The sequence below is a fragment of the Lysobacter sp. CA196 genome, assembly GCF_052078695.1.
Taxonomy (GTDB): domain Bacteria; phylum Pseudomonadota; class Gammaproteobacteria; order Xanthomonadales; family Xanthomonadaceae; genus Lysobacter.
Window position 1 is genome coordinate 14,827 of sequence record NZ_JBQJIN010000007.1, and the last position, 23,862, is coordinate 38,688.

Annotated in this window: 15 protein-coding genes; 7 read left to right on the forward strand and 8 right to left on the reverse strand. The window is 67.9% G+C overall.

The window, feature by feature from the left end:
- The first annotated feature begins 300 nt into the window (after nt 1–300).
- The 3 genes from ACTOWK_RS08610 (at nt 301) to ACTOWK_RS08620 (ending at nt 8,094) form a co-directional block, all read left to right on the forward strand.
- Nucleotides 301–768 (forward strand): MarR family winged helix-turn-helix transcriptional regulator, encoded by a 468-nt coding sequence (locus ACTOWK_RS08610; protein WP_441329765.1) that lies wholly within the window; start codon nt 301–303, stop codon nt 766–768.
- Nucleotides 769–895: 127 nt separating this feature from the next.
- Nucleotides 896–1,321 (forward strand): organic hydroperoxide resistance protein, encoded by a 426-nt coding sequence (locus tag ACTOWK_RS08615; protein WP_441329766.1) that lies wholly within the window; start codon nt 896–898, stop codon nt 1,319–1,321.
- A gap of 449 nt (nt 1,322–1,770) precedes the next feature.
- A complete protein-coding gene (locus tag ACTOWK_RS08620) occupies nt 1,771–8,094 on the forward strand; it encodes an autotransporter domain-containing protein (RefSeq protein WP_441329767.1) in 6,324 nt (2,107 codons plus the stop codon).
- A 104-nt stretch (nt 8,095–8,198) separates the two neighbouring features.
- On the opposite strand, the gene ACTOWK_RS08625 is transcribed toward ACTOWK_RS08620, so the two are convergent.
- Nucleotides 8,199–9,569 carry a PepSY-associated TM helix domain-containing protein gene (locus tag ACTOWK_RS08625; RefSeq protein WP_441329768.1) on the reverse strand — a complete coding sequence of 457 codons (1,371 nt, stop codon included), beginning with the start codon at nt 9,567–9,569 and terminating at the stop codon, nt 8,199–8,201.
- A 1-nt stretch (nt 9,570) separates the two neighbouring features.
- Nucleotides 9,571–11,733: a TonB-dependent receptor gene (locus ACTOWK_RS08630; RefSeq protein WP_441329769.1), complete on the reverse strand. Its 2,163-nt coding sequence runs from the start codon at nt 11,731–11,733 to the stop codon at nt 9,571–9,573.
- 297 nt (nt 11,734–12,030) lie between these two features.
- On the opposite strand from ACTOWK_RS08630, the gene ACTOWK_RS08635 reads away from it, so the two are divergent.
- The gene (locus ACTOWK_RS08635; protein WP_441329770.1) at nt 12,031–12,435 is read left to right on the forward strand and encodes a DUF3224 domain-containing protein; all 405 of its coding nucleotides are present in this window, start codon (nt 12,031–12,033) and stop codon (nt 12,433–12,435) included.
- A gap of 324 nt (nt 12,436–12,759) precedes the next feature.
- The gene (locus ACTOWK_RS08640) at nt 12,760–13,806 is read left to right on the forward strand and encodes a lipid A deacylase LpxR family protein (RefSeq protein WP_441329771.1); all 1,047 of its coding nucleotides are present in this window, start codon (nt 12,760–12,762) and stop codon (nt 13,804–13,806) included.
- 378 nt (nt 13,807–14,184) lie between these two features.
- On the opposite strand, the gene ACTOWK_RS08645 is transcribed toward ACTOWK_RS08640, so the two are convergent.
- From ACTOWK_RS08645 to ACTOWK_RS08670, 6 genes are all read right to left on the reverse strand, one after another.
- A complete protein-coding gene (locus ACTOWK_RS08645; RefSeq protein ID WP_441329772.1) occupies nt 14,185–15,270 on the reverse strand; it encodes an IS30 family transposase in 1,086 nt (361 codons plus the stop codon).
- A 369-nt stretch (nt 15,271–15,639) separates the two neighbouring features.
- The gene (locus ACTOWK_RS08650; RefSeq protein WP_441329773.1) at nt 15,640–16,761 is read right to left on the reverse strand and encodes a hypothetical protein; all 1,122 of its coding nucleotides are present in this window, start codon (nt 16,759–16,761) and stop codon (nt 15,640–15,642) included.
- A gap of 195 nt (nt 16,762–16,956) precedes the next feature.
- Nucleotides 16,957–17,142: a hypothetical protein gene (locus ACTOWK_RS08655; RefSeq protein ID WP_057916646.1), complete on the reverse strand. Its 186-nt coding sequence runs from the start codon at nt 17,140–17,142 to the stop codon at nt 16,957–16,959.
- An 80-nt stretch (nt 17,143–17,222) separates the two neighbouring features.
- Nucleotides 17,223–19,376: a peptidase domain-containing ABC transporter gene (locus ACTOWK_RS08660; protein ID WP_441329774.1), complete on the reverse strand. Its 2,154-nt coding sequence runs from the start codon at nt 19,374–19,376 to the stop codon at nt 17,223–17,225.
- Complete coding sequence (locus tag ACTOWK_RS08665) at nt 19,373–19,957, reverse strand: hypothetical protein (protein ID WP_441329775.1); 585 nt, start codon at nt 19,955–19,957, stop codon at nt 19,373–19,375. The genes ACTOWK_RS08660 and ACTOWK_RS08665 overlap by 4 nt, the downstream gene beginning before the upstream one ends.
- A 216-nt stretch (nt 19,958–20,173) precedes the next feature.
- Nucleotides 20,174–21,385, reverse strand: a complete 1,212-nt coding sequence (locus ACTOWK_RS08670) for a DUF418 domain-containing protein (protein ID WP_441329776.1) — start codon at nt 21,383–21,385, stop codon at nt 20,174–20,176.
- 128 nt (nt 21,386–21,513) lie between these two features.
- Here ACTOWK_RS08670 and ACTOWK_RS08675 point away from each other — a divergent pair, with 128 nt between their 5' ends.
- Together ACTOWK_RS08675 and ACTOWK_RS08680 are read left to right on the forward strand one after the other, a co-directional pair.
- Nucleotides 21,514–23,022 (forward strand): ATP-binding protein, encoded by a 1,509-nt coding sequence (locus tag ACTOWK_RS08675; protein WP_441329777.1) that lies wholly within the window; start codon nt 21,514–21,516, stop codon nt 23,020–23,022.
- Nucleotides 23,019–23,684, forward strand: coding sequence for a response regulator (locus ACTOWK_RS08680; RefSeq protein WP_031372538.1), 666 nt, complete (start codon nt 23,019–23,021; stop codon nt 23,682–23,684). Before ACTOWK_RS08675 ends, ACTOWK_RS08680 begins: the two co-directional genes overlap by 4 nt.
- The last annotated feature ends 178 nt before the right edge of the window (nt 23,685–23,862 follow it).

Genomic DNA, 23,862 nt, shown 5'->3' on the forward strand with positions numbered 1-23,862 from the left:
TGCGGCTTGGCGGGACGTCATCGCTTTACTGATGCATGGCCTGAAGTGTCTGGATCCCCAGGGTTTTATCGAGGCATCGCTTTGAAGTCTCTGGATCCCCGCCTGCGCGGCGATGACGGCGGTGAGGGGCGCCACGAGTTCCTTCCTGCTGTCGGTTTGCGAAGCAGGCCCTGCCTACTTCGACGGAGCCGAACTCGCAGGGCTCGCCTGGGATTCAATCCACCGCTGGAACACTCCGGGACCCGATTCGGCGCTTATCAGTGCTTGCTATTAAATAGCGCGCTATGTAAATTGAGCGCCATGAAGAAGCCCGCCGCCCCCGCCCAATCGCCGCAGCCGACCCTGTTGCTCGACGACCAGCTATGCTTCGCTCTGTATTCGACCAGCCTGGCGCTCAACAAGGTCTATCGCAAACTGCTGACCAAGCTCGGCCTGACCTACCCGCAGTACCTGGTGATGATGGTGCTGTGGGAGCGCGACGAGGTGACGGTGTCGGAGATCGGCGAACGCCTGTTCCTCGATTCGGCCACGCTGACGCCGCTGTTGAAGCGGCTCGAAGCCGCCGGCCTGGTCACGCGTACCCGCGCCGCCAACGACGAGCGCCAGGTCATCATCGAGTTGAGCAAGGCCGGGCGCGCGCTGAAGACCAAGGCCCAGGGCATTCCGCATGGCGTGTCGTGCGCGGTCGAAGGTTGCTCCTACGAGCAACTGGCGCTGATCAAGCAGCAACTCGAAAGTCTGCGCGAGAGTCTGATCCGAAACGGTTGAGCGATGCCGGCCCGTGCGGCCCGCGTCGATCGAGCTTGTAAGTAGTGTGCGATTAAATAGCCATCGATTCATTCCGGCGGGCCCGCAACCCGCCATCATCCATCACCCATCCCACCGGAGCCTCACCATGTCCATCGAAAAAGTCCTCTACACCGCCCATGCTCACGTCACCGGCGGCCGCGACGGCCGCGCCGTCTCTTCCGACAACGCGCTCGACGCCAAGCTGACCACGCCGCGCGAACTCGGCGGCGCCGGCGGCGACGGCACCAACCCGGAGCAGCTGTTCGCTGCCGGTTATTCGGCCTGCTTCATGGGCGCGCTGAAGTTCGTCGCCGGCCGCGAGAAGATCGCGCTGCCCGCCGACGCGGCGATCGACGGCAGCGTCGGCATCGGCCAGATCCCGACCGGCTTCGGCATCGAAGTCGAACTGAAGATCTCCTTGCCGGGCCTGCCGCGCGACCAGGCGCAGGCGCTGGTCGAGAAGGCCCACGTGGTCTGCCCGTACTCCAACGCGACCCGCGGCAACATCGACGTGACCTTGACCCTGGTCTGATCGATACGCTGGCGGCGCAGCCCTCGCTGCGCCGCCGCGAGCACGCGACGACGAACGGCCCGGTTGCGCATGCAGCCGGGCCGTTCGTTTTGGTGGGATTTGAAGCGCAGGCGGTGAATTTCGGTGAGCTACATACATCTGCCTGAATCCGCGTGAGCGAGCGTGAGTTCGCAACGCAAACCGATCAATAAACTGCTACGCGATCGCACAGACTCGCCACGGCGTTTCGTTCTCTGCTGTCGCGAATCGACTCACCCGCTGCACGTTGTCGTTCGCCGCTGTCGCTCGTAGCTGTCGTTCGTCATTGTCGAAACTGGATCTCGTCGTTGTCGGATGGCCGGGTCAGCGCCCGGCTTCGTCGTTGGCACGGGCGTGACGCCGTTGTAATCGAAGGTCCTCGTCCTTCGACCGTCCCCGTCGTGCCAACTTTGGCTAACGGAGGAACGTTCATGCCCGCAGATGCGCGTCGTCTTCGCCTACATCCCCTCAGCCGCGGCATCGCCCAGGCGATCCCGCTGCTGATCGCGCTGCAGATGTTCGCCGGCCAGGCCCGGGCCGCGTGCACACCGGCTGCGCCGAGCGATGGCGCCACGGTCAGTTGCACCGGCGTGCCGATCCTGCTGCCGCCGAATCCGAACAGCTTCCTCAGCAACTCCAACAACCTCGACGTCACCGTCCAGGCCGGCGCGATCATGAGCACGCTGCCGGGCGGCACCGCGATGACCTTCGGCGGCAACGGCCTGACCCTCAATAATCTCGGCGCGATCGACGCCAATGCCGCCGGCTCGCTGGTGCTGGCGCGCGCGCTGTCGGTCGGCAACCTGATCGCACCGGCCGGCGGCAACGTCGCCATCAACAACCAGGGGTCGATCGAAGGCACCTTCGACGGTACCTTCGGTCTCGGCGGCACGGCCATGCTGATCGCCAACACCGGCGCCACCACCATCGCCAACAGCGGCTCGATCGGCATGAGCGCGCTGGGCCTGTTCGACCCGGTCAACTCGGTCGCGGTGGCCATTTACGGCGGCGGCAACGTCAATTTCACCAACACCGGCACGATCACCGGTCGGGTCGCGTTCTCCAGCCCAGGCAGCGGCGGCAACCTCTTCGTCAACGCCGGCACCATCAACGGCAGCGTCTCGCTCGGCACCACCCTCAGCAACGACACCTTCGTCGCGGTCACCGGTTCCTCGCTCGGCAATCCGCTGATTCCGCTGCCGCCGGTGACCATACCGACGCCTTCCATTCCACCGAGCTTGCTGACCTTCGCCGGGACCGGCACGGTCGATGCCGGCGTCGGCGGCTTCGACACGTTGGTGTTGCAGAACACCGTCGCCGGCCCGGGCTCGGGCACCGGCGGCAGCGGTTCGGTCTCGGGGCTGCAATACCTCAATTTCGAAAACCTGACCGTCAACAGCGGCACATGGACCCTGAGCGGCGCGGTGGTCAGCGGCAATGCGACCCTCAACGGCGGCCTGTCGGTGTTCGACAACTCGCTGTCGTTCGGCACCGGCACCCTGACCGCGAACGGCGGCGCGATCCAGGCCTCGTTGCCGGGCCTGACCCTGGCGCAGAACGTCAACCTCAGCGGCGGCTTGATCGTGCAAGGCCCTAACAGCCTGAGCCTCGGCGGCACCGTCAGCGGCGCCGGCGGCCTGATCAAAAATGGTACCGGCACGCTATCGCTGCTCGGCAGCAACAACTTCAGCGGCGGCCTGGCGCTCAACGCCGGCGGCCTCACCCTCGGCAGCGCCGGTTCGCTCGGCACCGGCCTGTTGCTGGTCGGTGGCCCGGCGACGCTCAACACCGCCTTCACCGGCACTTTGACCAATCAGGTACAGCTCAACGGCGCATTGGCGCTCAATGGCGCCGGCACGCTGACCCTCGGCGGCAACATCAACGGCGCCGGCAGCCTGACCCTGGGCAGTGGCGCACTGGCCTTGACCGGCAGTAACAACTACAGCGGCGGCACCGTGCTGCAGGCCGGCTCGATCGACGTCGGCAACAACAGCGCGCTCGGCACCGGCACCCTGACCGTCAACGGCGCCGGCAGCTTGACCGGCGCGGCTGGTGTGACCCTGACCAATAACCTGGTGCTCAACAACACCCTCAACTTCGGCGCCGGCGGCGGGGGCGGCGCGTTGACCCTCAACGGCACGATCAACGGTGCCGGCGGTCTCAGCCTCGCCGGCGCGCCCGGGCTAACGCTCAACGGCAGCAACAATTTTTCCGGCGGCTTCAATCTCGGCGGCGGCGCGCTGACCGTCGGCAGCAACACTGCCCTCGGCAGTGGCGCGGTGACCGTCAGCGGCGCCGGCACCCTGGACGCCAACACCGCGGTCAGTCTCGGCAACAACTTCAATCTCAATGCGGGGCTGGGCATCCTCGGTAGCAACGACCTCGCCCTCAGCGGCAGCCTCGGCGGGCTCGGCGGCCTGAGCAAGAGCGGCGCGGCGACCTTGAGCCTGGGCAACGCCAACGCGTTCGCCGGCGGCATCAATCTGCTCGGTGGCGGACTCAGCATCGGCACCAACACCTCGCTCGGCCTCGGCAGCTTGACCGTCAACGGTGCGGCGAACTTCAGCTCCACCGCCGCAGTCGACCTCGGCAATGCGGTGGTGCTGAATGCCGATCTCGGCATCGGCGGTGCCAACGACATCGGCTTCGGCGGCCTGATTTCCGGCGCCGGCGGTTTGAACTACGGCGGCAGCGCCACCTTGAGCCTCAACGGCGCCAACGCCTTCGGCGGCGGCGTCGACCTGGCCAGCGGCAGTCTCAGCGTCGGCAACAACCTCGCCCTCGGCACCGGGTCGCTCAACATCAGCGGCGATGCCGGCCTCAGCGCCGGCGTGCCCGGCATCGCCCTGGCCAACGCGGTCAATCTCGCCACCGGCACCACGCTCGCCTTGAGCGGCGCCAACGCGCTCGCGCTCAACGGCAGCATCGCCGGCGACGGCGGTGTGTCGATCAACGGCAGCGGTGCGTTTACGCTCGGCGGCAGCAACACCTTCGGCGGCGGCGTCGCGCTCGCGTCCGGCGATCTCCTGCTGGGCGGCAGCGCTTCGCTCGGTACCGGCACGCTCGATGTCAGCGGCAACGCCAGCCTGGCCAGCACCGGCGCAGCCTTGACCCTCGGCAATGCGGTCAACCTCGGCTCCGGTGCCGGCCTCACCCTCGGCGGCGCCGCCGATCTCAGCTTCGGCGCCACCATCGGCGGCGCCGGCTCGCTGATCAAGACCGGTATCGGTGCGGTCTCGCTCAACGGCGCCAACAGCTTCGGCGGGGGTTTCGACCTGCAGGCCGGTACGCTCAATCTCGGCGCCGACACCGCCCTCGGTAACGGCGCGCTGTCGGTCAACGGCGCGGCCACGCTCAACGCCAGTACCGCGCTGAGCGTGAGCAATGCGATCAACCTCAACGCCGGGCTCACGATCGGCGGCGCCAACGACCTCGCCCTCGCCGGTACCATCGGCGGCAGCGGCGGCTTGAGTTTCAACGGCCCGGCCACGCTCACGCTCAGCGGCAGCAACGCCTTCAACGGCGGCATTGCCCTCGGTGGCGGCACCCTCGCAGTCGGCGCGGATCTGGCCCTCGGCGGCGGCGCCTTGAACGTCGGCGGCAACGCCGGCCTGACCGCGAGCGCGCCGGACATCGCCCTGGCCAATGCGATCAATCTCGGCGCCGGCGTTTCGCTCGATGTCAGCGGCGCCAACGACCTCTCGCTGAGCGGCGTCATCGGCGGCGCCGGCGGCTTGATCATGAGCGGCAGCGGCCTGCTCGATCTGAGCGGCGCCAACCTGTTCGGCGGCGTGACCCTCAATGCCGGCACCTTGGGCGTCGGCAGCAATCTGGCCCTCGGTAGCGGCACGCTCAACGTCGACGGCGATGCCGAACTCACCGCGACCGCGCCCGCCATCGCGCTCGGCAATGCCATCACCTTGGCGAGCGGCGCGCAGCTGGGCATCGGCGGCAGCAACGATCTCGCGCTCAACGGCAGCATCGGCGGCGCCGGCGGCCTCGCCTTCGACGGCAGCGGCACGTTGACGCTCGGTGCGGCGAATACCTTCGGCGGCGGTTTCGAGCTCGACGCCGGCACCCTGGCGCTCGGCAGTTCCACCGCGCTCGGCAGCGGCGCGCTCAGCGTCGGCGGCAACGCCAACCTCAGCGCCGCGGTCGCCGGCATCGACCTCGCCAACGCCGTCGAGGTCGACGCGGGCGCCGCGCTCAGCGTGATAGGCGCCAACGCGCTGACCTTGAGCGGTACCCTGATGGGCAGCGGCACCTTGATCAAGGCCGGTAGCGCCGCGCTGACGCTCAACGGCAATGTCTCGGGTTTCGCCGGCGGGTTATCGGTGCAGGGCGGCACCCTCAACGTCGGCAATCCGATTACCGCCGGCTTCACTTCGGCGGCCGGCACCAGCGCCAACTTCAGCGGCGGCGTCGACCAACTCAGCGCGACCGGCGCCATCGCCGGGGCGGTCGATCTCGGCGGCGGCGACGACCGTTTCTACAGCAGGCTGGCGAACCTGGCCGGCATCACCGGCACGATCAACGGCGGCGCTGGCAGCGACACCTTCGCAGTCGGCAGCAGCGGCGAGGGCAGTTTGCCTTGGGCTTCGTTGATCGGCTTCGAGCAGCTCAGCCTCGCTGCCGGAGGCAGCTTGATCCTGCCCGCCGGCGGCACCGCCAACTTCGTCGACAGCGCCATCGCCGGCAACCTGGTGCTCAACGGCACGCTTGCGGGCAATGCTGCGGTCGCGTCGGGCGGCGCACTGATTGGGGATGGCGCGTTGACCGGTGCGTTGACGCTCGGCGGTACCCTCGCGCCTTCCGGCCTGGCCGGGGCGACGGGTGCGGCCGGCGGCAACGGATCGGTCGGCGCGTCACTCAATGTCGCCAGCCTGAGCTTCACTCCCGGCGGGACTCTGCAACTGCGGCAGACCGGCGCCGGCGTCACCGACAGCGTGGTGGTCGCGGGCACGGCAAGCTTGAACGGCGGCCAGGTGGTGGCGATTCCGCAGGCCGGCAGCTACGCCCCGATCACCGACTACCGCATCGTCGACGCCGGCACGATCAGCGGCGCCTTCACCGGCGTGTCGCAGACCGCATTGCCGTTCCTCGATGCGACCCTGGTGACGATCGGCAACGACGTGTTCCTGCGCTTGAGCGAACACGACGCCGGCGGCAGCGGCATTCGCTTCAATCAGTTTCCCGGCCTGAGCGGCAATCAACAGGCGGTGGCCAATGCCTTGCAGACGATCGCCGACGCCGACAGCGGCCAGTTGCCGACCCTGATCGCGGCCGCGCGCGGCCTCACCGCGGCACAGGCGCCACGCGCCTTCGACACGCTCAGCGGCGAGACTTACGCGTCCATCGTCAGCGCCCAGCGCTACAACGCCGAGCAACTGCAGCGCAGCGTCGCTCGCCAACTCGACCGCGTGCGCGATGCCGGCGTCGAGGACGAAGCCACCCTCGGCACCCTGTGGGCGACCGCGTACGGCGGCCGCGCCGAGTTCGACGGCGAAGGCCTGGCCGGCATCGACAACTCGCTCGCCGGCTTCGCGATGGGCCTGGAAGGTTCGCCCGGCGCGAACTTCCGTTTCGGCGGCCACCTGGGCATGGCCCACTCGAAGATGGAAACCGACCGCCGCGACGACCAGGTCGAAGCCGATCTGTTCAACGTCGGCATCCAGTGGTTGTATGCGCCGGGCGGGTTCTGGACCCAGGGCGCGGTCGGCTACAGCTATGCCAGCTACGACGCCGAGCGCGAGATCGCGGTCGGCGCCTTCAATACCCGCACCGATGCGCATTTCAGCGGCGACGGCGTGTACGGCATGCTCGAAGCCGGCTGGCGCTGGGATGGCGCCAGCCTGCGCGTCGAGCCCCTGCTCGGCGTGTACTACAGCAAGCTCGAAGCGATCCGTTTCAGCGAACGCGGTGGCGGCGACGCCAACCTGGCGGTGAGCAGCGACAGTTTCGACGCGACCACCGCCGGTATCGGCGTGCGCTTCTCCGGCCTGCCAGGTCAGACCGCGCGCAAGTGGCGACCGACCGCCGACATCCGCTATCTGCACGACCTGCAGGACGACCGGCCGTTCGCGCGCAATGCCTTCGCCGGCGCGGCCGTGCCGGACTTCGGCGTCAACGGTTTCGCCGCCGAGCGCAATCGCTGGAACGTCGGCCTGGGCTTGTCCTATCGGCTCAGCCCGGTCAGCAGCGGATTCATCGAATACCGCGGCGACATCGGCAGCGACGACCGCGCGCATTCGCTCAACATGGGCCTGCGCCTGGGTTGGGGCGGTACGCCCGCAGTCGCGGCCGCGCGCGCTGCGTCGTGGGCCGGTGCCCAGGCCCATGCGGGCGACGACGATCCGGCCACTGCGGCTACGACGACTTCGACCGCGAAGGCTGTTGCGTCGGCGCCGGCTGTCGCAACGGCGGCGATCGACAGCGGTGCGGCTGCGCTAGCGAGCGCAGCTTCGAACGCAGGTGCGACCGCGTCGGCGGCCGCGACACCGGCGAGCTACGGCTATTGCCCGATCAAGCCGCTGGGCGCGTTCAAGGCTGCGGGTTCGATCGCCAAGGCCAAGGCGCGCGCCGCGCGACCGATCTCCAAGAACGAGCGTGTCGCCTCGCGCGGCACCGGCCTCAAGGCGAAGCCGCGTCGCACTGCGACGCGGCTCGCCGCCCGGACACCGCCGCCCGCCCCTCCGTCGGGCGCGGTGGCCCTGCCGTCGCACTGGTGCGACGAGGCTTCGGCCCGGGTCGATTAGACCGGACCGATGCATCAGCGTCCTCGGCAGGGGGCGCTACTGGCCCCGGTACGCTGGACCGGGGCCGGTAGTCGCTTTTATCGCGATGGTCCATCGCGCAGGGTTCATCGCAACGCAGCCTGCACGCGCGGCAGGCGCGCGATCAGCCAACGGTCGATCGCGTATACGGCCAACAGCGATGCGCCGAGCAAGGGAAACAGCAGGCCGCATGCCACGGCGATGACGACGACGGTTTTCGCCTGGGTTGGCGTCGAGGTGCGCGGCGCGCCGAGGCGGCCGCGCGGACGCCGCCGCCACCACATCCACACGCCGCTGAGGCATAAGCCGACCACGCCCAGGCACGGCAACAGCATGACCAGCTGATTGGCGCGGCCGAAGTAATTGCCCATGTGCAACTGCACGCCGACCTCGACCGCCTGCGCCGCCCAGCCGTAATCGGCGAAGCCGGTGTCGGCGGCGACGCTGCCGCGATAGCGGTCGATCTGCACGCTGCGCTGGCCTTGTGGACGGTTTGGATAGACCACTGCGGTGTAGACGCCGTCGGTGCTTTGCGGCAACGACAGGCGATAGTCGGCGACCAGTCCCTGTGCGGCGAGTACGCCCACGGCGGCGTCGATGCCGATGTCGGTCGCTGGCGCCCGCGATACGCCGGTAGGCCCGTGGTGATGCGCATGCGCGGATACCGGCATCGGCGCGTCGCGCAAGGTCCACGGGGTTTCGCCGATGGCCTGCGCCATGGTCGGGGTGGTGGTCTTGGCCGGGCCATGATGGCGATGCTGCTCGGGATAGCCGATGCCGAACGATTGCGTGCCGGCACGCAACAGGTCGCCCCAGACCCCGGCCCAGGGCAGGCCGGTGAGGATCAGGAACACGATCAGCGCCGAGGTCCACACCCCGACCGCGCCGTGCAGGCTGCGCCAGAAGCCGCGTCCGCGCGCGCGCAAGTCGGGCCACAACGCGCGATACCAGCCCGCACCGGACGGCCACCACAAATACAGGCCGGTCGCGATCAGCAGCAATGCCCAGCACGCGGCCAATTCGACGATGGCATCGCCGATGCGGCCGAGCAGCAGCGAGCCGTGCACGGTGTCGGCGAAACCGACCAGGGTGCGGGTGTAGACGAAGGCGCCGTGGACGCGGGCGGTGCCGGGATCGACGAACACCCGCAGCGGCTCGCCCTGTGTCGGCATCACGAACACCTGCGCAGTGCGCCGCGGTTGCGAGGGCAGGTCGATGCGCGTCACCGCGCCCGGATACGCGGACTGTACCGCGGCGATCAGGCGCGACGGCGGCAGCGCAGCAAGGCGTTCCGGTGCGAAGTGCAGGGTCGGGTGGACCGCGTCCTCGATCTCCTCGTTGAACAGATAGATCGAACCGGTGATCGCCAGGATCAACAGCAAAGGCGCGACGAACAGGCCGGCATAGAAATGCCAGCGCCAGACCGCGCGATACGGCTCGTGAGCGGCCGCGGCCATGTCAGAACGAGTGCGAATAGGTCAGCTCGAGCGTGCGCGGCGCGCCGAGGTAGACCTGGGTCGCGCTGTAGCCCGACCACTGCGCATAGAAGGCATTGCCGAGATTGCGCAGGCGCAGGCTGTAGCGGCTGGCGGATGAGGGTTTCCAGGCGACCGAGGCGTCGGCGACGGTATGCGAACGGACCCGGTAGGCGTTGGCGTTGTCGGTGTAGAAATCGCCGACATGGCGCAAGCCGAGGCCGATGCTCAGCGGCAAGCCTTCGAAGCGGTACCAGGCGTCGAGGTTGGCGCTGCGTTCGGGCACGTTGGCGGGGCGGTTGCCGCTGCGGTCGATGCCGCCGCTTTCGAGCAGGCGGTCGAAGCGCGCCGACAGCAGGGCCGCGCTGGCGTCGATGCGCAGTCGCGGGGTGGCCTGCGCCGACAGCGAGAACTCGATTCCGCGCGAGGACTGGCGGCCGTTCTGTACGGTCAGCGCCGGCTGCAGCGGGTCGCGGGTCAGGATGTCGTCCTGGCGCAGGCGGTACGCGGCCGCGGTCAGTTGCAGGCGATCGTCGAACCATCGGGTGCGCAGGCCGATTTCGATCGAATCGCCTTCGCTGAGCTCGAAGGCGTTGTTGCGCTGGTTGATGGTGAGGAACGAACTCACCGGCAGCACCGCGTTGCTGTATTGCGCATACCACTGGGTGCCAGGGCGCAGATCGAACACGCTGCCGAGCCGCCACGAGGTGGGGTTGAAGCGACGATGGAAACCGCTGCGCAAGCCGGTGTCGAGATCGAGACCATCGCGATCCAGCGAGATGCGCTCGTGGCGCAATCCGCCGACCAGAAGCCAGCGCGGGCTCAGGTTGATCGCGTCTTCGACGAACACGGCAGCGACGTCGACCCGGGTGCTGAAATCGTTGCGTCCATTGCGGAAGTTGGCGGCGGTATCGGCCGGAAAGCGGCCTCGTTCATGCGCGGCCAAGTCGACCGGCATGGCGCGGCCGAAGCGGCGCAGGTTGAAGAAGTCGGTGTCGCTGTACTCGAAACCGGCCGCGAACACGTGCCGGCGCCCGCCGAGGCGGCCGTCGTGGCGCAGGCTCAGGCGCTGGTTCCAGACCCGATGCTCGTGATGGATGCGCGAGCTGCTGCGGTCGAGCAGGCCGGTCGCGGCGTTGTAGCTGAAGTCCTCGGTATTGTCCCAGCGGCGCTGGGCATCGTAGACGCTGAGTTCGTTGGTGAGCGACCAGTCCTGGTCGATGCGATAGTCCAGACGCGAACGCAGCCAGGTCGAATGCGCATCCATGCGGCCGTCGCCGACGTTGTAGTTGCGTTCGCGCGCAGCGCGATCGATCGCCAGACCGAAGGCGTTGTCGACCAGTCCGCTCGGTGCGCTCGCGACCGTGCGCGGCACCAACGGGGTGCCGAAGTAGGCGGTGTCGAAATCGTCGCGCTGATGATCGAGCGCGAGCGTGGCCGACAAGCGCTCGTTCGGGCGCCACAGCAGCGAGCCGCTGAAGGCCAGCGCCGCCGAATCGGTGTCGTCGACGTGGCCGTCGGAGCGGTTGGCGCTGAGCACGCCGCGGATCGCCAGGCGCTCGCTGAGCGGCAGGTTGCCGTCGAGACCGAGGCGCGCGCTGCCGTGGCTGCCGTAGCCGAGCAGCAGCTCGCCGCCGCGGTCGTCGAGTTGTGCGCTCTTGGGCACGTAGTTGATCGCGCCGGCGAGCACGCCTTCGCCGTACAGCACCGAGGCCGGGCCCTTGAGCACTTCGATGCGTTCGAAATTGAAGCTGTCCCAGTTGCGCGAGGAGAAACCCGAACTGGTCAGGCGCACGCCGTCGAACAGATAGGACACCGCGCCGCTGGCGAAGCCGCGCATCGAGGCCACGCCGGGCTGGCCCGGCAGATTGCCGGCCATGACCCCGGGCATCGCGCGCAGGGCCTCGACGCTGTCGCGCAGGCCGCGTGCCTGGAGGTCGTGGCGATCCAACACGTCGAGCGTCGCCGGGATGTCCTCCGGGTCCAGGCCGAGCCGGCTTGCGGTGGCCACCGAGCGCGCCGGCGTCGGCGCGGCGACCACGCGTACCGCATCGAGGTCGACCGCAGCGGTGTCGGCGTAGGCGAGTTGAGGGGCGAGCACCGCGGCGAGGCAGGCGAGGGCGAGGTTGGAACGGTGGGGGCGCATCGGCGGCATCGGGGACATCTGAACTTGGAACGGCGGGCTCGCGGCCGCCGCCGCTGCGAAGCGGCGAGGGTCGCGGTCGAAAGGGGAGGCGGCGCTTGCAAGAGCCGGGCGCGCAGATGCTAGGCGAGCCGGTGGCGCGGCCGGCTGCGGCAAGTTGCCGCACGGCGCGTTCCGACCTGCGGTTGCGGCAATCGCGTCTGCGGCGACGCATTCCGGCCTATGCTGGCGGCCCGCGTCGCAGGACCTGCGCCGGATCGCCCCGGCCTCGCGGCCGCCCACACCCGCCACGGTGACGCCATGACCCGCAAGATCGAAGGACCCTTCGACGTGAAACTCAGCCCGGAACCGGTGCACGACGCGGCCACCGGGAAATTCGGACGCATGGCGATCGACAAGCGCTTCCATGGCGAACTCGAGGCGGACAGCCGCGGCGAGATGCTGGCGGCGATGACCGAGGTCAAAGGCTCGGCCGGCTACGTCGCCCTGGAAAAAGTCGAGGGCCGCCTGGACGGGCGCAGCGGCAGCTTCCTGTTGTTGCACCGCGCCTTGATGGTGCGCGGCACGCCCGATCTCAGCATCGTGGTGGTGCCGGACTCGGGCACCGGCGAACTGCTCGGCCTGACCGGCACGATGGACATCGACGTCCGCGAGGGCGGCGCGCACTTCTATCGCTTCGAGTACGCGCTGCCCGAAGCCGAGTAAGCGGCAGACGATTGGAGGCCGCGCGTTGTAGGGCGCGATCTGCCCAAGCGAATGCGCGAGCTTGCCGCCGGTCCGGCCGGCACATCGGGCAAAGACGCCGGCCGGCGTCTCAAGCACCATCGACGGGACAATCCATCGCGGTCCTGCGAGCGCCGCAGCGCGGCTTCCGTGCGAACGTGTGCGCCGATCCTCGACCGCCTCACCGGCCTTGCGGGCCGAGCGTCGTGGCGTGTGGATCGGCGCTTGCACGCGCGTCGCACTGCTTCGTCCCGTTAGCGGGCGAGGTCGCTCCGTCCGATACGTTCGTTTCGATAGCCCTTCCCCATGCGCCAGACCGCTGTCCTGCTTTCCGCTCTCCTGTTCGCTTCCGGCGCGCACGCCGCCGGCCGCGAGGCCTGCACCAACGGCCACACCCGCCTGCCGCCCACGGTCAATCTGCGCCTCGACAACGATTTGTTCGGCGGCCAGGATCAGGGCTATAGCAACGGCATCCAGCTGACCCTGGTCTCGCCGAACCTGGCCGACTACACCGAGGACCCTTGCATTCCGCGCCTCGCGCGTTGGGTCAACCGCCACCTCGATGCGCTGCAGCCCGAAGGCTTCGAGCAGCGCAACATGATCGCGACCTTCGCCCAGGGCATCTTCACCCCGACCGACTACACCCGCCGCGACCTGATCGAAGACGACCGGCCGTACGCGGCGGCCTTGTTGGTCGGCCTGGGCTACAACGCCCGCAACGGCGAATACCTGCAGACCACGCAACTGCAGTTCGGCCTGGTCGGGCCGTCGGCGCTGGGCAAGCAAGTGCAGAACGAAGTGCACAAGATGCTCGGCGACGAGACCTTTCGCGGCTGGGACCAGCAACTGCACGACGAGCCGGTGTTCCGCATCGTTCATGAGCGCATGCACCGCTACTCGGCCGGCGACGCCCACAACGGCCGTTGGGGCTGGGATGCGATTTCGCATTACGGCGGCAGCTTCGGCAATCTGGCGGCCTATACCAATGCCGGCGCGGAGCTGCGCTTCGGCCTGCGCCTGCCGGACGATTTCGGCAGCACTCCCTTGCGGCCGGCCGGCGAGAACACCGCGCCGACCCAGCACTACAACACCGGCAATCGTCGTTTCGGCGCGCACATGTTCCTGACCTTCGATGCGCGCTGGGTGTTGCGCGACATCACCCTGGACGGCAACACCTTCCGCAGCAGCCACAGCGTCGACAAGCGGCCGCTGGTAGCCGATGTCGGCTACGGCCTGGCGGTAATGCGCGGGCGCTGGAAGTTCGCGTTGGCGCGATATCACCGGACGCGGGAGTTCGAGGGGCAGAAGCAGACACCGGTGTTCGGGAGCTTTACCGTGAGTCGGGCGTTCTAAGGGACGAGTTTTTTTGTTTTGTTGTGGGGTGCCCCTTGTAGGAGCGGCGTGAGCCGCGACCACGATGCCTCAAGCTCGCAGCGCTTCCGGCTGGAGGCAGGGTAGGAGCGGCGCGAGCCGCGATCACGATGCCTCAATCTCGCGGCGCTTTTGGCTGGAGGCAGGGTAGGAGCGGCGCAAGCCGCGACCGCGATGCCTCAATCTCGCGGCGCTTTTGGCTGGAGCCAGGGTAGGAGCGGCGCAAGCCGCGACCGCGCTGTTTCGGTCTCGCGACGCCTCGCTCAAGCAAGATCAGGATCAAACGCCAAAAGCTTCCGCCACTAAAGCGGCGGGTTACTTTCTTTTGTCTAAAGCAACAAAAGAAAGGTAACTGCACTGTCAACGTCTAAGTGCAGCAAACGAATCGAAGACACTCTGACGAACTTTCGCTGCTAACTCCGGCATGCCCAGTTCGTGCAAGAACACCACGGCGGGGAACTGATAGCCCAGCGACGCTCGCGGCCGGGTATTGAATTCGTGAGCGATTCGATCCAATTGCCGTTGCGTGTAACCCGATAGATCGGTGCCCTTCGGAAAGTACTGCCGGAGCAGACCGTTGGTGTTCTCGCAAATCCCGCGCTGCCAAGGACTGCCTGGGTCGGCGAAGTAGACCGATACGTTGGTGTGCTGGGTCAACACCCGATGCAGCGCCATTTCCTTGCCCTGATCGTAGGTCAACGTCTGCCTCGCCGAGAGCGGCAAACGGCGCAGCACCCGGCTGAATCCTTCCAGCGCGTCGGCGGCCGTGCATCCGCGCATTCGGGCTAGCACCGTGAACAGCGTCTTGCGGTCCACCAGCACGCCGATCGCCGAACGATTACGCGCGCCGACCAGGAAATCGCCTTCCCAATGGCCGGGCACCAGGCGTTCGGTGGCCTCGGGCGGACGCAGGTGAATGCTCTGAAAATCCAGCATCCGGCCACGCCGATCAGGACCCTGCCGGGGCGAACGGCGAGCAGCACGATGCTGCTTCAACAAACGGGTCATTTCCCGCCGTATCGGCCCACGGGGCATGGCGTAGATCGCGGTGTAAATGGTCTCGTGCGACACCTGCCACTCCGGTCGGTCAGGATACTCTTCGCGTAATCCCTGGCTGATCTGACGCGGCGACCAATAGCGTGCCAGGCGCCGCTTCACTTCCAGCCACAGTGCGCTGTCGGCGGTCAGCTTGCGTTTGCGCCGAGCTCGCCGGCGCAAGCGCTTAGCCCGTTCGCCAGCACGAACCGCATCATAGCCTCGCCGGGGCCGACCCAGCGCCGGGGTCGTGGATGGCGCGCGCACGCCATTGCGGGCTAATTCACGCGACACACTGCTGTCGGCGCGTCCCAACATGCGGGCGATGGCCCGGCCGCTATGGCCGTGCTGCTTCATGGCCATGATCACACCGCGCTCTTCGGCGCTGAAGTGGCTGTACCGGGTTCCCATGCGCTGACCTCAAAGGCGAGTGATGCGCTTGAGGTTAGACAGTGCAGTTACCTTTCTTTTGTTGCTTTAGACAAAAGAAAGTAACCCGCCGCTTTAGTGGCGGAAGCTTTTGGCGTTTGATCCTGATCTTGCTTGATCGCTTCGACGCGAGACCGCAACAACGATGTCGCGGCTCGCGCCGCTCCTACCCTGCGAGAAGACACCGCTTCGACGAGCGGAGACGGCTTGGTGATCTCTGCGCGTTCCGTGGTCGCGGCTTACGCCGCTCCTACAAGTGAACTTCCCATTCGCGACGCGAGGATTAAACAACGCGGTCGCGGCTCGCGCCGCTCCTAGCCCTAAAGAGCCAGCCGGTGCGGCAGCCGCCCCTCACTCCAAAGTAATCCCCGCCGCCGCCGGACTGCGGTCCTTCAAGGTCTCGCTGGCCTGCGCCCACCATTCGTGGTGCTCTTCGCTGGCGCAATACTCGGCATAAGACAGCTTGGCGATGGTCGCCAGGGAATAATCCGGACGGCCTTCGGCCAGCATCGCGCTCATCGCACGCAACAGCGGCAGCGAGGGCAGCAGGTCCTCGATGAAGAGGAATTGACCGGCCTGGTTCACTTCGAGGAAATGCGCATCGCCGTTGCCGTCGATGGCCAGGTCGATGCAGCCGAACACCAGGCCGAGTTCGCGCATCAGCGCGGCGAGCTTGGCCTGGTCGGCGGACGAAAGTTCGCCGACTTCGGCGCGCAGGCCCTGGGTGTTCTGGGGCACGCGCCAGTCGACGAAGCCGTCGTCGTGCTGAGCGTACAGGCGCGCGGCGAAGTAGCGGTCGCCGATCGCCGTCACGCGCAGGTCGTGGCGTTTGTCGACGTAGACCTGATAGATGCCGGGGCAGTGCAGCAGGCTTTGGTCGTCTTCGAGCATCGCCGGCTCGACGATGCGCGCATAGGTGCTGAACATGCGGCCGGTTTCGGCATCCTTCCAGGTATGGGTCAGGAAGGGTTTGTAGACGACGCGGCCGTGGCGCTGGACGAAACGGCGGATCTCGGCCGGGTCGTGCGAGACCAGGGTCGGCGGGAAGCGCAGGCCGCAGTGGTGGGCGGCGCGCAGTTGCACGAGTTTGTTCTCGGCCATCGCCGCGGCGGCGGGGCGATTGACCCAGAGCCGGTCGGCGCCCTGGTCGGTCAGGGCGTAGACGTTCTTGAGGAAACGCCCCCATTCGCCGCGCAGGAACGGCTGGTCGCCGGCATGCGCGCGCGGGAAGGTTTCGGGATTGCGTGGTCGCCGGTACCAGACCGTGCCGACGTGGGCGTCGTCGAGCGGGCCGCTCATGCGCAGGCCGAGGTCGGGATCGCAATGCAGGGACATCGCGCCGAGTTCGGCTTCGGCCAGCGAGCTCAGCCAAGTCGCGTCGAGGCCGCTGGCGCGCAAGGCCCAGCGCGCGGCGGAAGCGTGGATGTCGTGGGCCAGCGAAGACAGGATCAGCGGACGGCGATAGGCAGGCATGGAAGCATTCGTGTCTTTGGAACCGTTGAAAACGACACGCCCCGTCGGACGGGGCGTGCCGGATCATGCGCTTGGCGCGGGTTTACGCGTACGTCGCTCGCGCGCGAGTCCACCTTGGCTTGTCGCATGGATGCACCCGATCAAATCGCCCGATCGGATCGATCGGCGGGACATGACGGGAGTGCGGGCAGGCGATTACAGGAAATCCGGATCGCCCGGATCGTCGCCGTTCGGACCGGTGGCGTGGGTGGTATCGCCCTTGCCGCCGGAGATCGCTGCGATCTCGTCCAGTGAAAGTTCGCGCGCCGCGATGCGGGCGAGCGGGCGGGCGGCTTCGTCCTGAGGCAGAGCGTTGTTGCTGTAAACGTCTTGCTTACTCATGGAGCGTTCTCCTAAACCGTAGAGTGCCAGGATGAGTTGAAAGGCCGTCCCGGCGTCGGCACGTGCATCGATGCTAGCAACTATGAAAGTCGCGGTTTGCTAATCGCGATCCCACTTTCGCCCTGAATGCGCGAAGCGATGGGGATTGCAAACTCGGACGTTGTGATCTGTTCACCGATGCCGTCGCGCAAGGCGACGACGCGGTCGGCGCTGCGGATCGTATCGGGCCTGTGCGCGATGACGATGCGGGTCATGCGCAAGGCGGAAATCTCGCGATTGATCTCGTGCTCGCGGGCGACGTCGAGGTGGCTGGTGGCTTCGTCGAGCAGCAGGATCGCCGGCGACCGGTACAGGGCGCGGGCCAACAGTACGCGTTGCTTCTGTCCGCCCGACAGCGACGAACCGAGGTCGCCGACCAACGACTCGTAGCCCATCGCCATCGCCGCGATGTCGTCGTGGATGCGCGCCGCGCGCGCGGCCGCTTCGACGCGAGCGGAGTCGGCGGCATGGTCGAAGGAGGCGATGTTCTCGCCGATCGATCCGGCGAACAGTACGTCCTCCTGCATCACCGCGCCGAACAATTCGCGATATGCGGCCAGACCGTAGTGGTGGATATCGACGCCGCCGATGCGGATCGTGCCCGAGCTGGGCCGCAGCAGGCCGAGGATCAGCTTGGCCAGGGTGGTCTTGCCGCAGCCCGAAGCGCCGACGATCGCGACCGATTCGCCGGCCTCGATGGTGAAGCTGCAATCGCGCAGGATCCATGGCTCGTCGTCGGCATAGCGAAAGCTGAGCCGGTCGATCTCGATGCGCGGCGCCGGCCGCGGGCCGGCGTAGTCGGTGTGCACGTGCGCTTCGGGCGGTTCGAAGGCGATATCGGCGATGCGTTGGCCGTGCAGGCCGAGCAGGCGCAGGTCGACGAGCTTGTCGATCAGGCTGCCGGTGCGGGTGGCGAACAGGTCGGCGTAGGCGACGAACACCACCATCATGCCGGCGCTGAAGCGCCCCTGCAGGGTCAGCCAGGCGCACAACCAGATCAGCAGCACGCGCTGAGCGCCGAACACCAGCTTCGACAAGGCCGAGAACACCGCGGTGGTGCGGCTGATCGCGGCCTCGCGGTTGGCGACCTCGACGCTGGCGTTGGCGATGCGCCCGCGACGGTCGTCCTGTTGGTTGCCGAGCTTGATCGTCTGCACGCCCTGGATCGATTCGATCAACAGGCTCTGTTGCTTGGCGACCTGGATCAGTTGCTCTTCCTTGAGTCGCCACAGCCGCCGGTACGCCGCCCAGCGCAGAATCGCGTAGACGGCGAACGCGGCCAGGACCACGGCGGTCAACGGCGGGCTGTAGAACAGCAGCAGCGCCAGCACCAGGGTCACGGTGAGGCCGTCGAGCAGGCTCTCGACGAAACTGCCGGTCAGGGTCTGCTGGATCGCCTGCACCGAGACGAAGCGCGACATTACCCCGCCGACGTGGCGCTTCTCGAAGAAGTCCAGCGGCAGCCGCATCAGGTGGCCGAACAGATTGGCCAGCCATTGCGAGTTCAAGGCGGCGCCGAGGTCGGCGACCAGCCAGCCGCGCATCGCCGTCAACGTCGCCTGGAACACCACCACGACCAGGAAGCCGATGCCGAGCAGGTTCAACAAGCCGATGTCGGCCGCCACCAGGACCCGGTCGATCACCCATTGCATCGCCAACGGCAGCAACAGGGTGAACACCTCCAGGCTCAGCGCCAGGATCAGGATCTGCGCGCCGGCGCGACGCAGGCCGACGATGCGGCCGGCGAGCCCGCGCAGGCTCAGGCGCTGGCGTTCGCGCATCGGCACGAAGTCGGTCTTCGGCGACAACTCCAGGGCGATGCCGGTGTAGTGACGGCCGAATTCGGCCAGCGGCAGGCTGACCGCCCCGCGCGCCGGGTCGTGCAGTTCGGCGCGGCCGCGGGCGATGCGCTTGAGCACGACGAAATGATTGAGGTCCCAATGCAGCACGCACGGCAGGCGCAGTTCGGCGAGGTGTTCGATCTCGGCGCGCAAGGGGCGGTTGTCGAAGCCGAGCGCGCCGGCGATCTTGATCAGGCGGGCCAGGGTGGCGCCGCGCGGCGACACCGGGAAGCGCCGGCGTAGGCTGCTCAGATCGAGGTCGTGGCCATGGTGGACGGCGATCATCGCCAGGCAGGCCAGGCCGCACTCGGCCAATTCGTTCTGCTGGATCACCGGCAAGGGCTGCACGCTCACGGTCTGGCCCCTGGCGGCGTGGTCGCGACCTCGTTCGACAGCGGCGCCAGCACGAATTCGTAAAGGCGCTGCTGCTCCAGTTGCAGCGACGCATCGATTCGCATGCCGGCCTGCAACGCCTGCGTGCCGATGCGTTGGCGCTCCAGTTCGACCCGCACCGGCCAGGCCGGCGCATCCAGGCGCAGACCCGTGCGCCGATGTATCTCGTCGGGCGACGAAGGCTCGGCGGCGATCGCGACCACGCGGCCGTGCTGCACGCCATGGCGCTGATAGGGGAAGGCGCGGTAGCGCAGGACTGCCGGGGTGCCGGGGCGGATCGCGGCGATGGCGCGATCGGGCACCCACAACTGCGCCTGCATGAACACGGTGCCGTTCGATGCGGCTTGCGCTATCAGCACGCCATCGACGCGTTCGCGATGGGTATAACGGCCGAACCCGAGCAGGGCGAGCAATGCGAGCAAACCGAGCAGGGCCAGCGCGGCCATCGGCCAGCCCAGGCGCGAAATCGGCAGGCGGATGCTGCCGAGCCAGCGCTGTTTCCTGGCTTCGAGCATTTCGCGTCTGAACAGGTCTTCGTGCACGTATGCCTCGGACGCGTGGCGAGAATCGAAGGGCGCGATTCGGCGAACCCTTGGCGATCACGCTGCGTCTGCCATCTCCTGCCGTTACGACTCGGTCGCTGAGTGTCGTACAAGGCCGATGGCGATTCCAGGTCGTCGTTGTCGAACGCCGTCACGGTTCGCAAGGATCGCAACAGATCGTTCAGGCCTGTCGCGATGCGTTTCGATCAACGGCGATCAGTCCGCTTCGTGCGCCGGTTTATGCCAGCGCGGCCAAACGCCGAGGGTCAGCGCGCGCAACAGCCATTCGATCGGGCCATAGCCGTGGCGCCGCATCCACCGATCGCTGAAGCGCAGTTGCACGCAGAACAGGACGATGGCGAAGACCGACACGCCGAGCGGCGAGACCCGCCCCATCAGGCCGAGGCCGTAGCCGGTGAACACCCACGCGGCGGCCGCCGATTGCAGCAGGTAGTTCGACAAGGCCATGCGCCCGGCCGGGGCGAGCAGGCGCACGGCGGCTTGGCCGGCGCGGCTGGCGAAGCCATCCATGGCCAGGGCGAGATAGGCGCCGGTCAGCAAGGGCGCGGTCAGCAGGCTCAAGGCCAGCGCCGACAATTCGAGCGCGCCGCCGGGCTCGAAGCTGGAGACGACGGCATAGAGCGCAGCCGACGGCAAGCCGATGCCCAAGCCCCAGTGACGCAGTCGGCGCAGCAGCGGCCGGTAACGATCGAGACGAGCGAGGACTTGGCGACGGCCGGCGACCAGCCCGAACAGGAACATCGCCAACGCGCACGGCGCCTGCATGAAGGCGAGCACGATCCCGGTCGATGCCAGCTCGCGCACGCGCTGGGCGATGACCGCGACAGGGGGGCCGGTGAAGCCGGCGAGGGTTGCCTGCGCTTCGAGCGCGGCGGCGCTCGCATCCACACCGCCGGTGTCGCCATCGAGCCGAATCAGCAAAGCCAATCCGGCCCAGGCGACGGCGGTCGCCACGATCAGGGCCAGCGCGCAACGCAGCGCGGTCCGCTCCGGCCAGCCGCGTATCGCCAACAGGACCAGGCCCATCACCGCATAGGTGCCGAGGATGTCGCCATGGAACAACAACAGCGCGTGAGCCAGGCCGATCGACCACAGCCCGAGCAGGCGCCGCAGCATCCGCGGCACGAAGGCTTCGCCGGCGCGTTGCGCCGAGTCGAGCTGCAGGCTGAAGCTGTAGCCGAACATGAAGGAGAACAGCAGGTAGAACTTCATCTCGAACAGGCCGGCGACGAGCAAACGCACGGCGCGGTCGAGCATGCCGTCGTGGCCCGGGTCGGGCAGGCCCAGGCCGTAATAGGGCGAGGCGAACACGCCGAGGTTGACGACCAGGATGCCGAACAGGGTGATGCCGCGCAGGGCGTCGAGCTGTTCGATGCGCGATGGGGCGATGGACGATGGCTGGGGCATGAGCGCGACACGAACAGGGGAGCATGGATGCTGCGCGTCGTCGCCGGACGCCCGCATCGGGCCCGCGACGGGAGTCATCCGGGACGTTTGGCGGATTCGCCGCGCGCGGAAACTGGAATACTGGCGGCATGAGCGAAACCCCCGCCGCACGCCAGGTGCCGGCCGCGCGCGCGCCGGCGCGCCGCTGGTGGAGCGGGCTGTTCTGGAAATGCCTGCTGTCGATGCTGATCGCTTCCTGGATCAGCACTGCGTTGCTGTCCGCGCTGGACCTGTATCTGTCGCGCCGGGACGTGCGCGAGGCGATGGCGCCGCCGGCGCTGCAAGGGGCGATACAACGCGAGTTGCAGCAGTTCGGCGCGCTGCCGGACCTGGCGATGACTTCGCACGCGCAATGCGAGGCGATCCTGCAAGCGCTGCTGGTGCGCATCGTCGGCATGGATTCGCAGGAGTGGATGAGCTCGCGCAGCTTCGCCGGCAGCACCGGCGACGGCCGTTTGTCGATCCGTTATCGCGACCGCGATGGCCGCGTCTGTCGCTATCCCTCGCAGGCCAGTCCGCCGTTGGCGCAGCTGCTGGAAGACATCGAGCAGGAGGCGGTGGCGACGCATGCGCCGGTGCCGCGCCGTAACGAGCGCGAAGGCGACTGGATCAGCGCGGTGGCCTTGCCGCTGGCGCGGACCCCGGGCGCGACGCTCAGCGTCGGCCAGCATGCCGGCGGTTCGCTGGCGAGCTTCATGCGCATGGACTCGGGCGATTTCGAAAGCCTGGCGATCTATCTGGTGCTGATCAGTGCGATGTCGGCCATTGCCGTGGCGACTCTGCTGACCCGCCGCATCGGCCATGCCGAGCGCGCCGCCGACGCCTGGGCCGCGGGCGAGCTCGGCGCGCGCATCCACGATGGCGGTCGCGACGAGTTCGGGCGGCTGTCGCAGCGTTTCGACCGCATGGCCGATGCGCTCGGCGAAGTGATCCAGGTGCGCCAGGCCCTGGCGGTATCGGAGGAGCGCAACCGTCTCGCCCGCGACCTGCACGACACCGCCAAGCAGCGCAGCTTCGCCCTCGGCCTGCAACTCAGCGTGCTCGATCACCTGAGCCAGCGCGAGGGCAGCGAACAAGACCCGCGCCAGATCACCCTGATCAAGGCCGCGCTCGGCCTGACCGGCCAGTTGCAGCACGATCTGGCCGACGTGATCCAACGCTTCTCGGCGCCGACCGTGGCCGAGCAAGGCCTGCGCAAGGCGATCGAGGACACTTGCTCGCATCTGCTGGCCGGCAGCGAGATCGAATGGCGGTTGTTGCTCGACGGCGTCGCCGAGCGCGGCCTGGGCGCGTGGCCGCAGCATGCCGGGCAGTTGTTGTTGATCGCCACCGAAGCGGTCAGCAACAGCCTGCGCCACAGCGGCGCGCGGCGCATCGAGGTGGTCCTCAACAACTCCGGCAACCGCTACGGCTGGACCATCCAGGACGACGGCTGCGGCTTCGTCCCCAACGAACACGAGTCCACCGGCATGGGCCTGGCGAACATGCGCTTGCGCGCGCGCACCCTGCCGGGCGGGCGCTTCCGTCTCGCCAGCTCGCCCAGCGGCACGGTGGTGACCGTGTCGTTCACGCTAGAACCGCAGGGAATCCAGGCATGAGCACGTCGGTATTGCTGGTCGACGACCACGAAGTAGTGCGCAAGGGCATCCGCAGCCTGTTGATGCTGACCGACGACTTCGAGGTCGTCGGCGAGGCCGGCGGCGGCGCCGAGGCGATCGCGCTGGCGCGCGAACTGGCGCCGGACCTGATCGTGATCGACCTGATGATGCCGGACGTCGACGGCGTCGAGGCGATCCGCGCGATCAAGGGCCTGAGCCCGCGCAGCGCCATCGCCGTGCTGACATCGACGGACCAGGACGATCTGGCCTTCGCCGCGATCGAGGCCGGTGCGCAGTCGTTGCTGTTCAAGAGCATGCTCGGCGACGAGCTGCTGGCGACTTTGCGGCGCATCGCCGGCGGCGAGGCGGTGATCCATCCCTTCGTCGCCCAGCGCATTCTCAAGGCGGTGCGGCGCAAGCGCGAACCGCGTGAGGACCCATTCGCCTGCCTGACCGAGCGCGAGCTCGACGTGCTGCGCAAACTCGCCGAGGGCGGCAGCAACGCGCGCATCGCCGCGGCCTTGAACATCGGCGAGAAGACGGTGAAGTCGCACCTCGGTAACGTATTGGCCAAGTTGCATCTGGCCGACCGCACCGAGGCGGTCGCTTTCGCCTGGCGGCGCGGGTTGATGTCGGCCGAGTCCGAGCACGGCGGCGGTTGAGAGGCTTGAGAGTCATGCCTCGGTGAAGCCCCGGGTTCCCGCCTGTGCGGGAACGACGAAAGTAAGCAACGCGAAGCCCTCGCAGATGTCATTCCCGCGCAGGCGGGCTCTGCTTTACTTCGGCGGAGCCGAACATCCGGAGACCTCGGCGCCATGCCTCAGTGGACCTTGGGTGCCC

Coding starts and splice junctions, on each gene's coding strand:
- ACTOWK_RS08610 (WP_441329765.1), top strand. CDS start 301: ATGAAGAAGCCCGCCGCCCCCGCCCAATCGCCGCAGCCGACCCTGTTG.
- ACTOWK_RS08615 (WP_441329766.1), top strand. CDS start 896: ATGTCCATCGAAAAAGTCCTCTACACCGCCCATGCTCACGTCACCGGC.
- ACTOWK_RS08620 (WP_441329767.1), top strand. CDS start 1,771: ATGCCCGCAGATGCGCGTCGTCTTCGCCTACATCCCCTCAGCCGCGGC.
- ACTOWK_RS08625 (WP_441329768.1), bottom strand. CDS start 9,569: ATGGCCGCGGCCGCTCACGAGCCGTATCGCGCGGTCTGGCGCTGGCAT.
- ACTOWK_RS08630 (WP_441329769.1), bottom strand. CDS start 11,733: ATGCGCCCCCACCGTTCCAACCTCGCCCTCGCCTGCCTCGCCGCGGTG.
- ACTOWK_RS08635 (WP_441329770.1), top strand. CDS start 12,031: ATGACCCGCAAGATCGAAGGACCCTTCGACGTGAAACTCAGCCCGGAA.
- ACTOWK_RS08640 (WP_441329771.1), top strand. CDS start 12,760: ATGCGCCAGACCGCTGTCCTGCTTTCCGCTCTCCTGTTCGCTTCCGGC.
- ACTOWK_RS08645 (WP_441329772.1), bottom strand. CDS start 15,270: ATGGGAACCCGGTACAGCCACTTCAGCGCCGAAGAGCGCGGTGTGATC.
- ACTOWK_RS08650 (WP_441329773.1), bottom strand. CDS start 16,761: ATGCCTGCCTATCGCCGTCCGCTGATCCTGTCTTCGCTGGCCCACGAC.
- ACTOWK_RS08655 (WP_057916646.1), bottom strand. CDS start 17,142: ATGAGTAAGCAAGACGTTTACAGCAACAACGCTCTGCCTCAGGACGAA.
- ACTOWK_RS08670 (WP_441329776.1), bottom strand. CDS start 21,385: ATGCCCCAGCCATCGTCCATCGCCCCATCGCGCATCGAACAGCTCGAC.
- ACTOWK_RS08675 (WP_441329777.1), top strand. CDS start 21,514: ATGAGCGAAACCCCCGCCGCACGCCAGGTGCCGGCCGCGCGCGCGCCG.
- ACTOWK_RS08680 (WP_031372538.1), top strand. CDS start 23,019: ATGAGCACGTCGGTATTGCTGGTCGACGACCACGAAGTAGTGCGCAAG.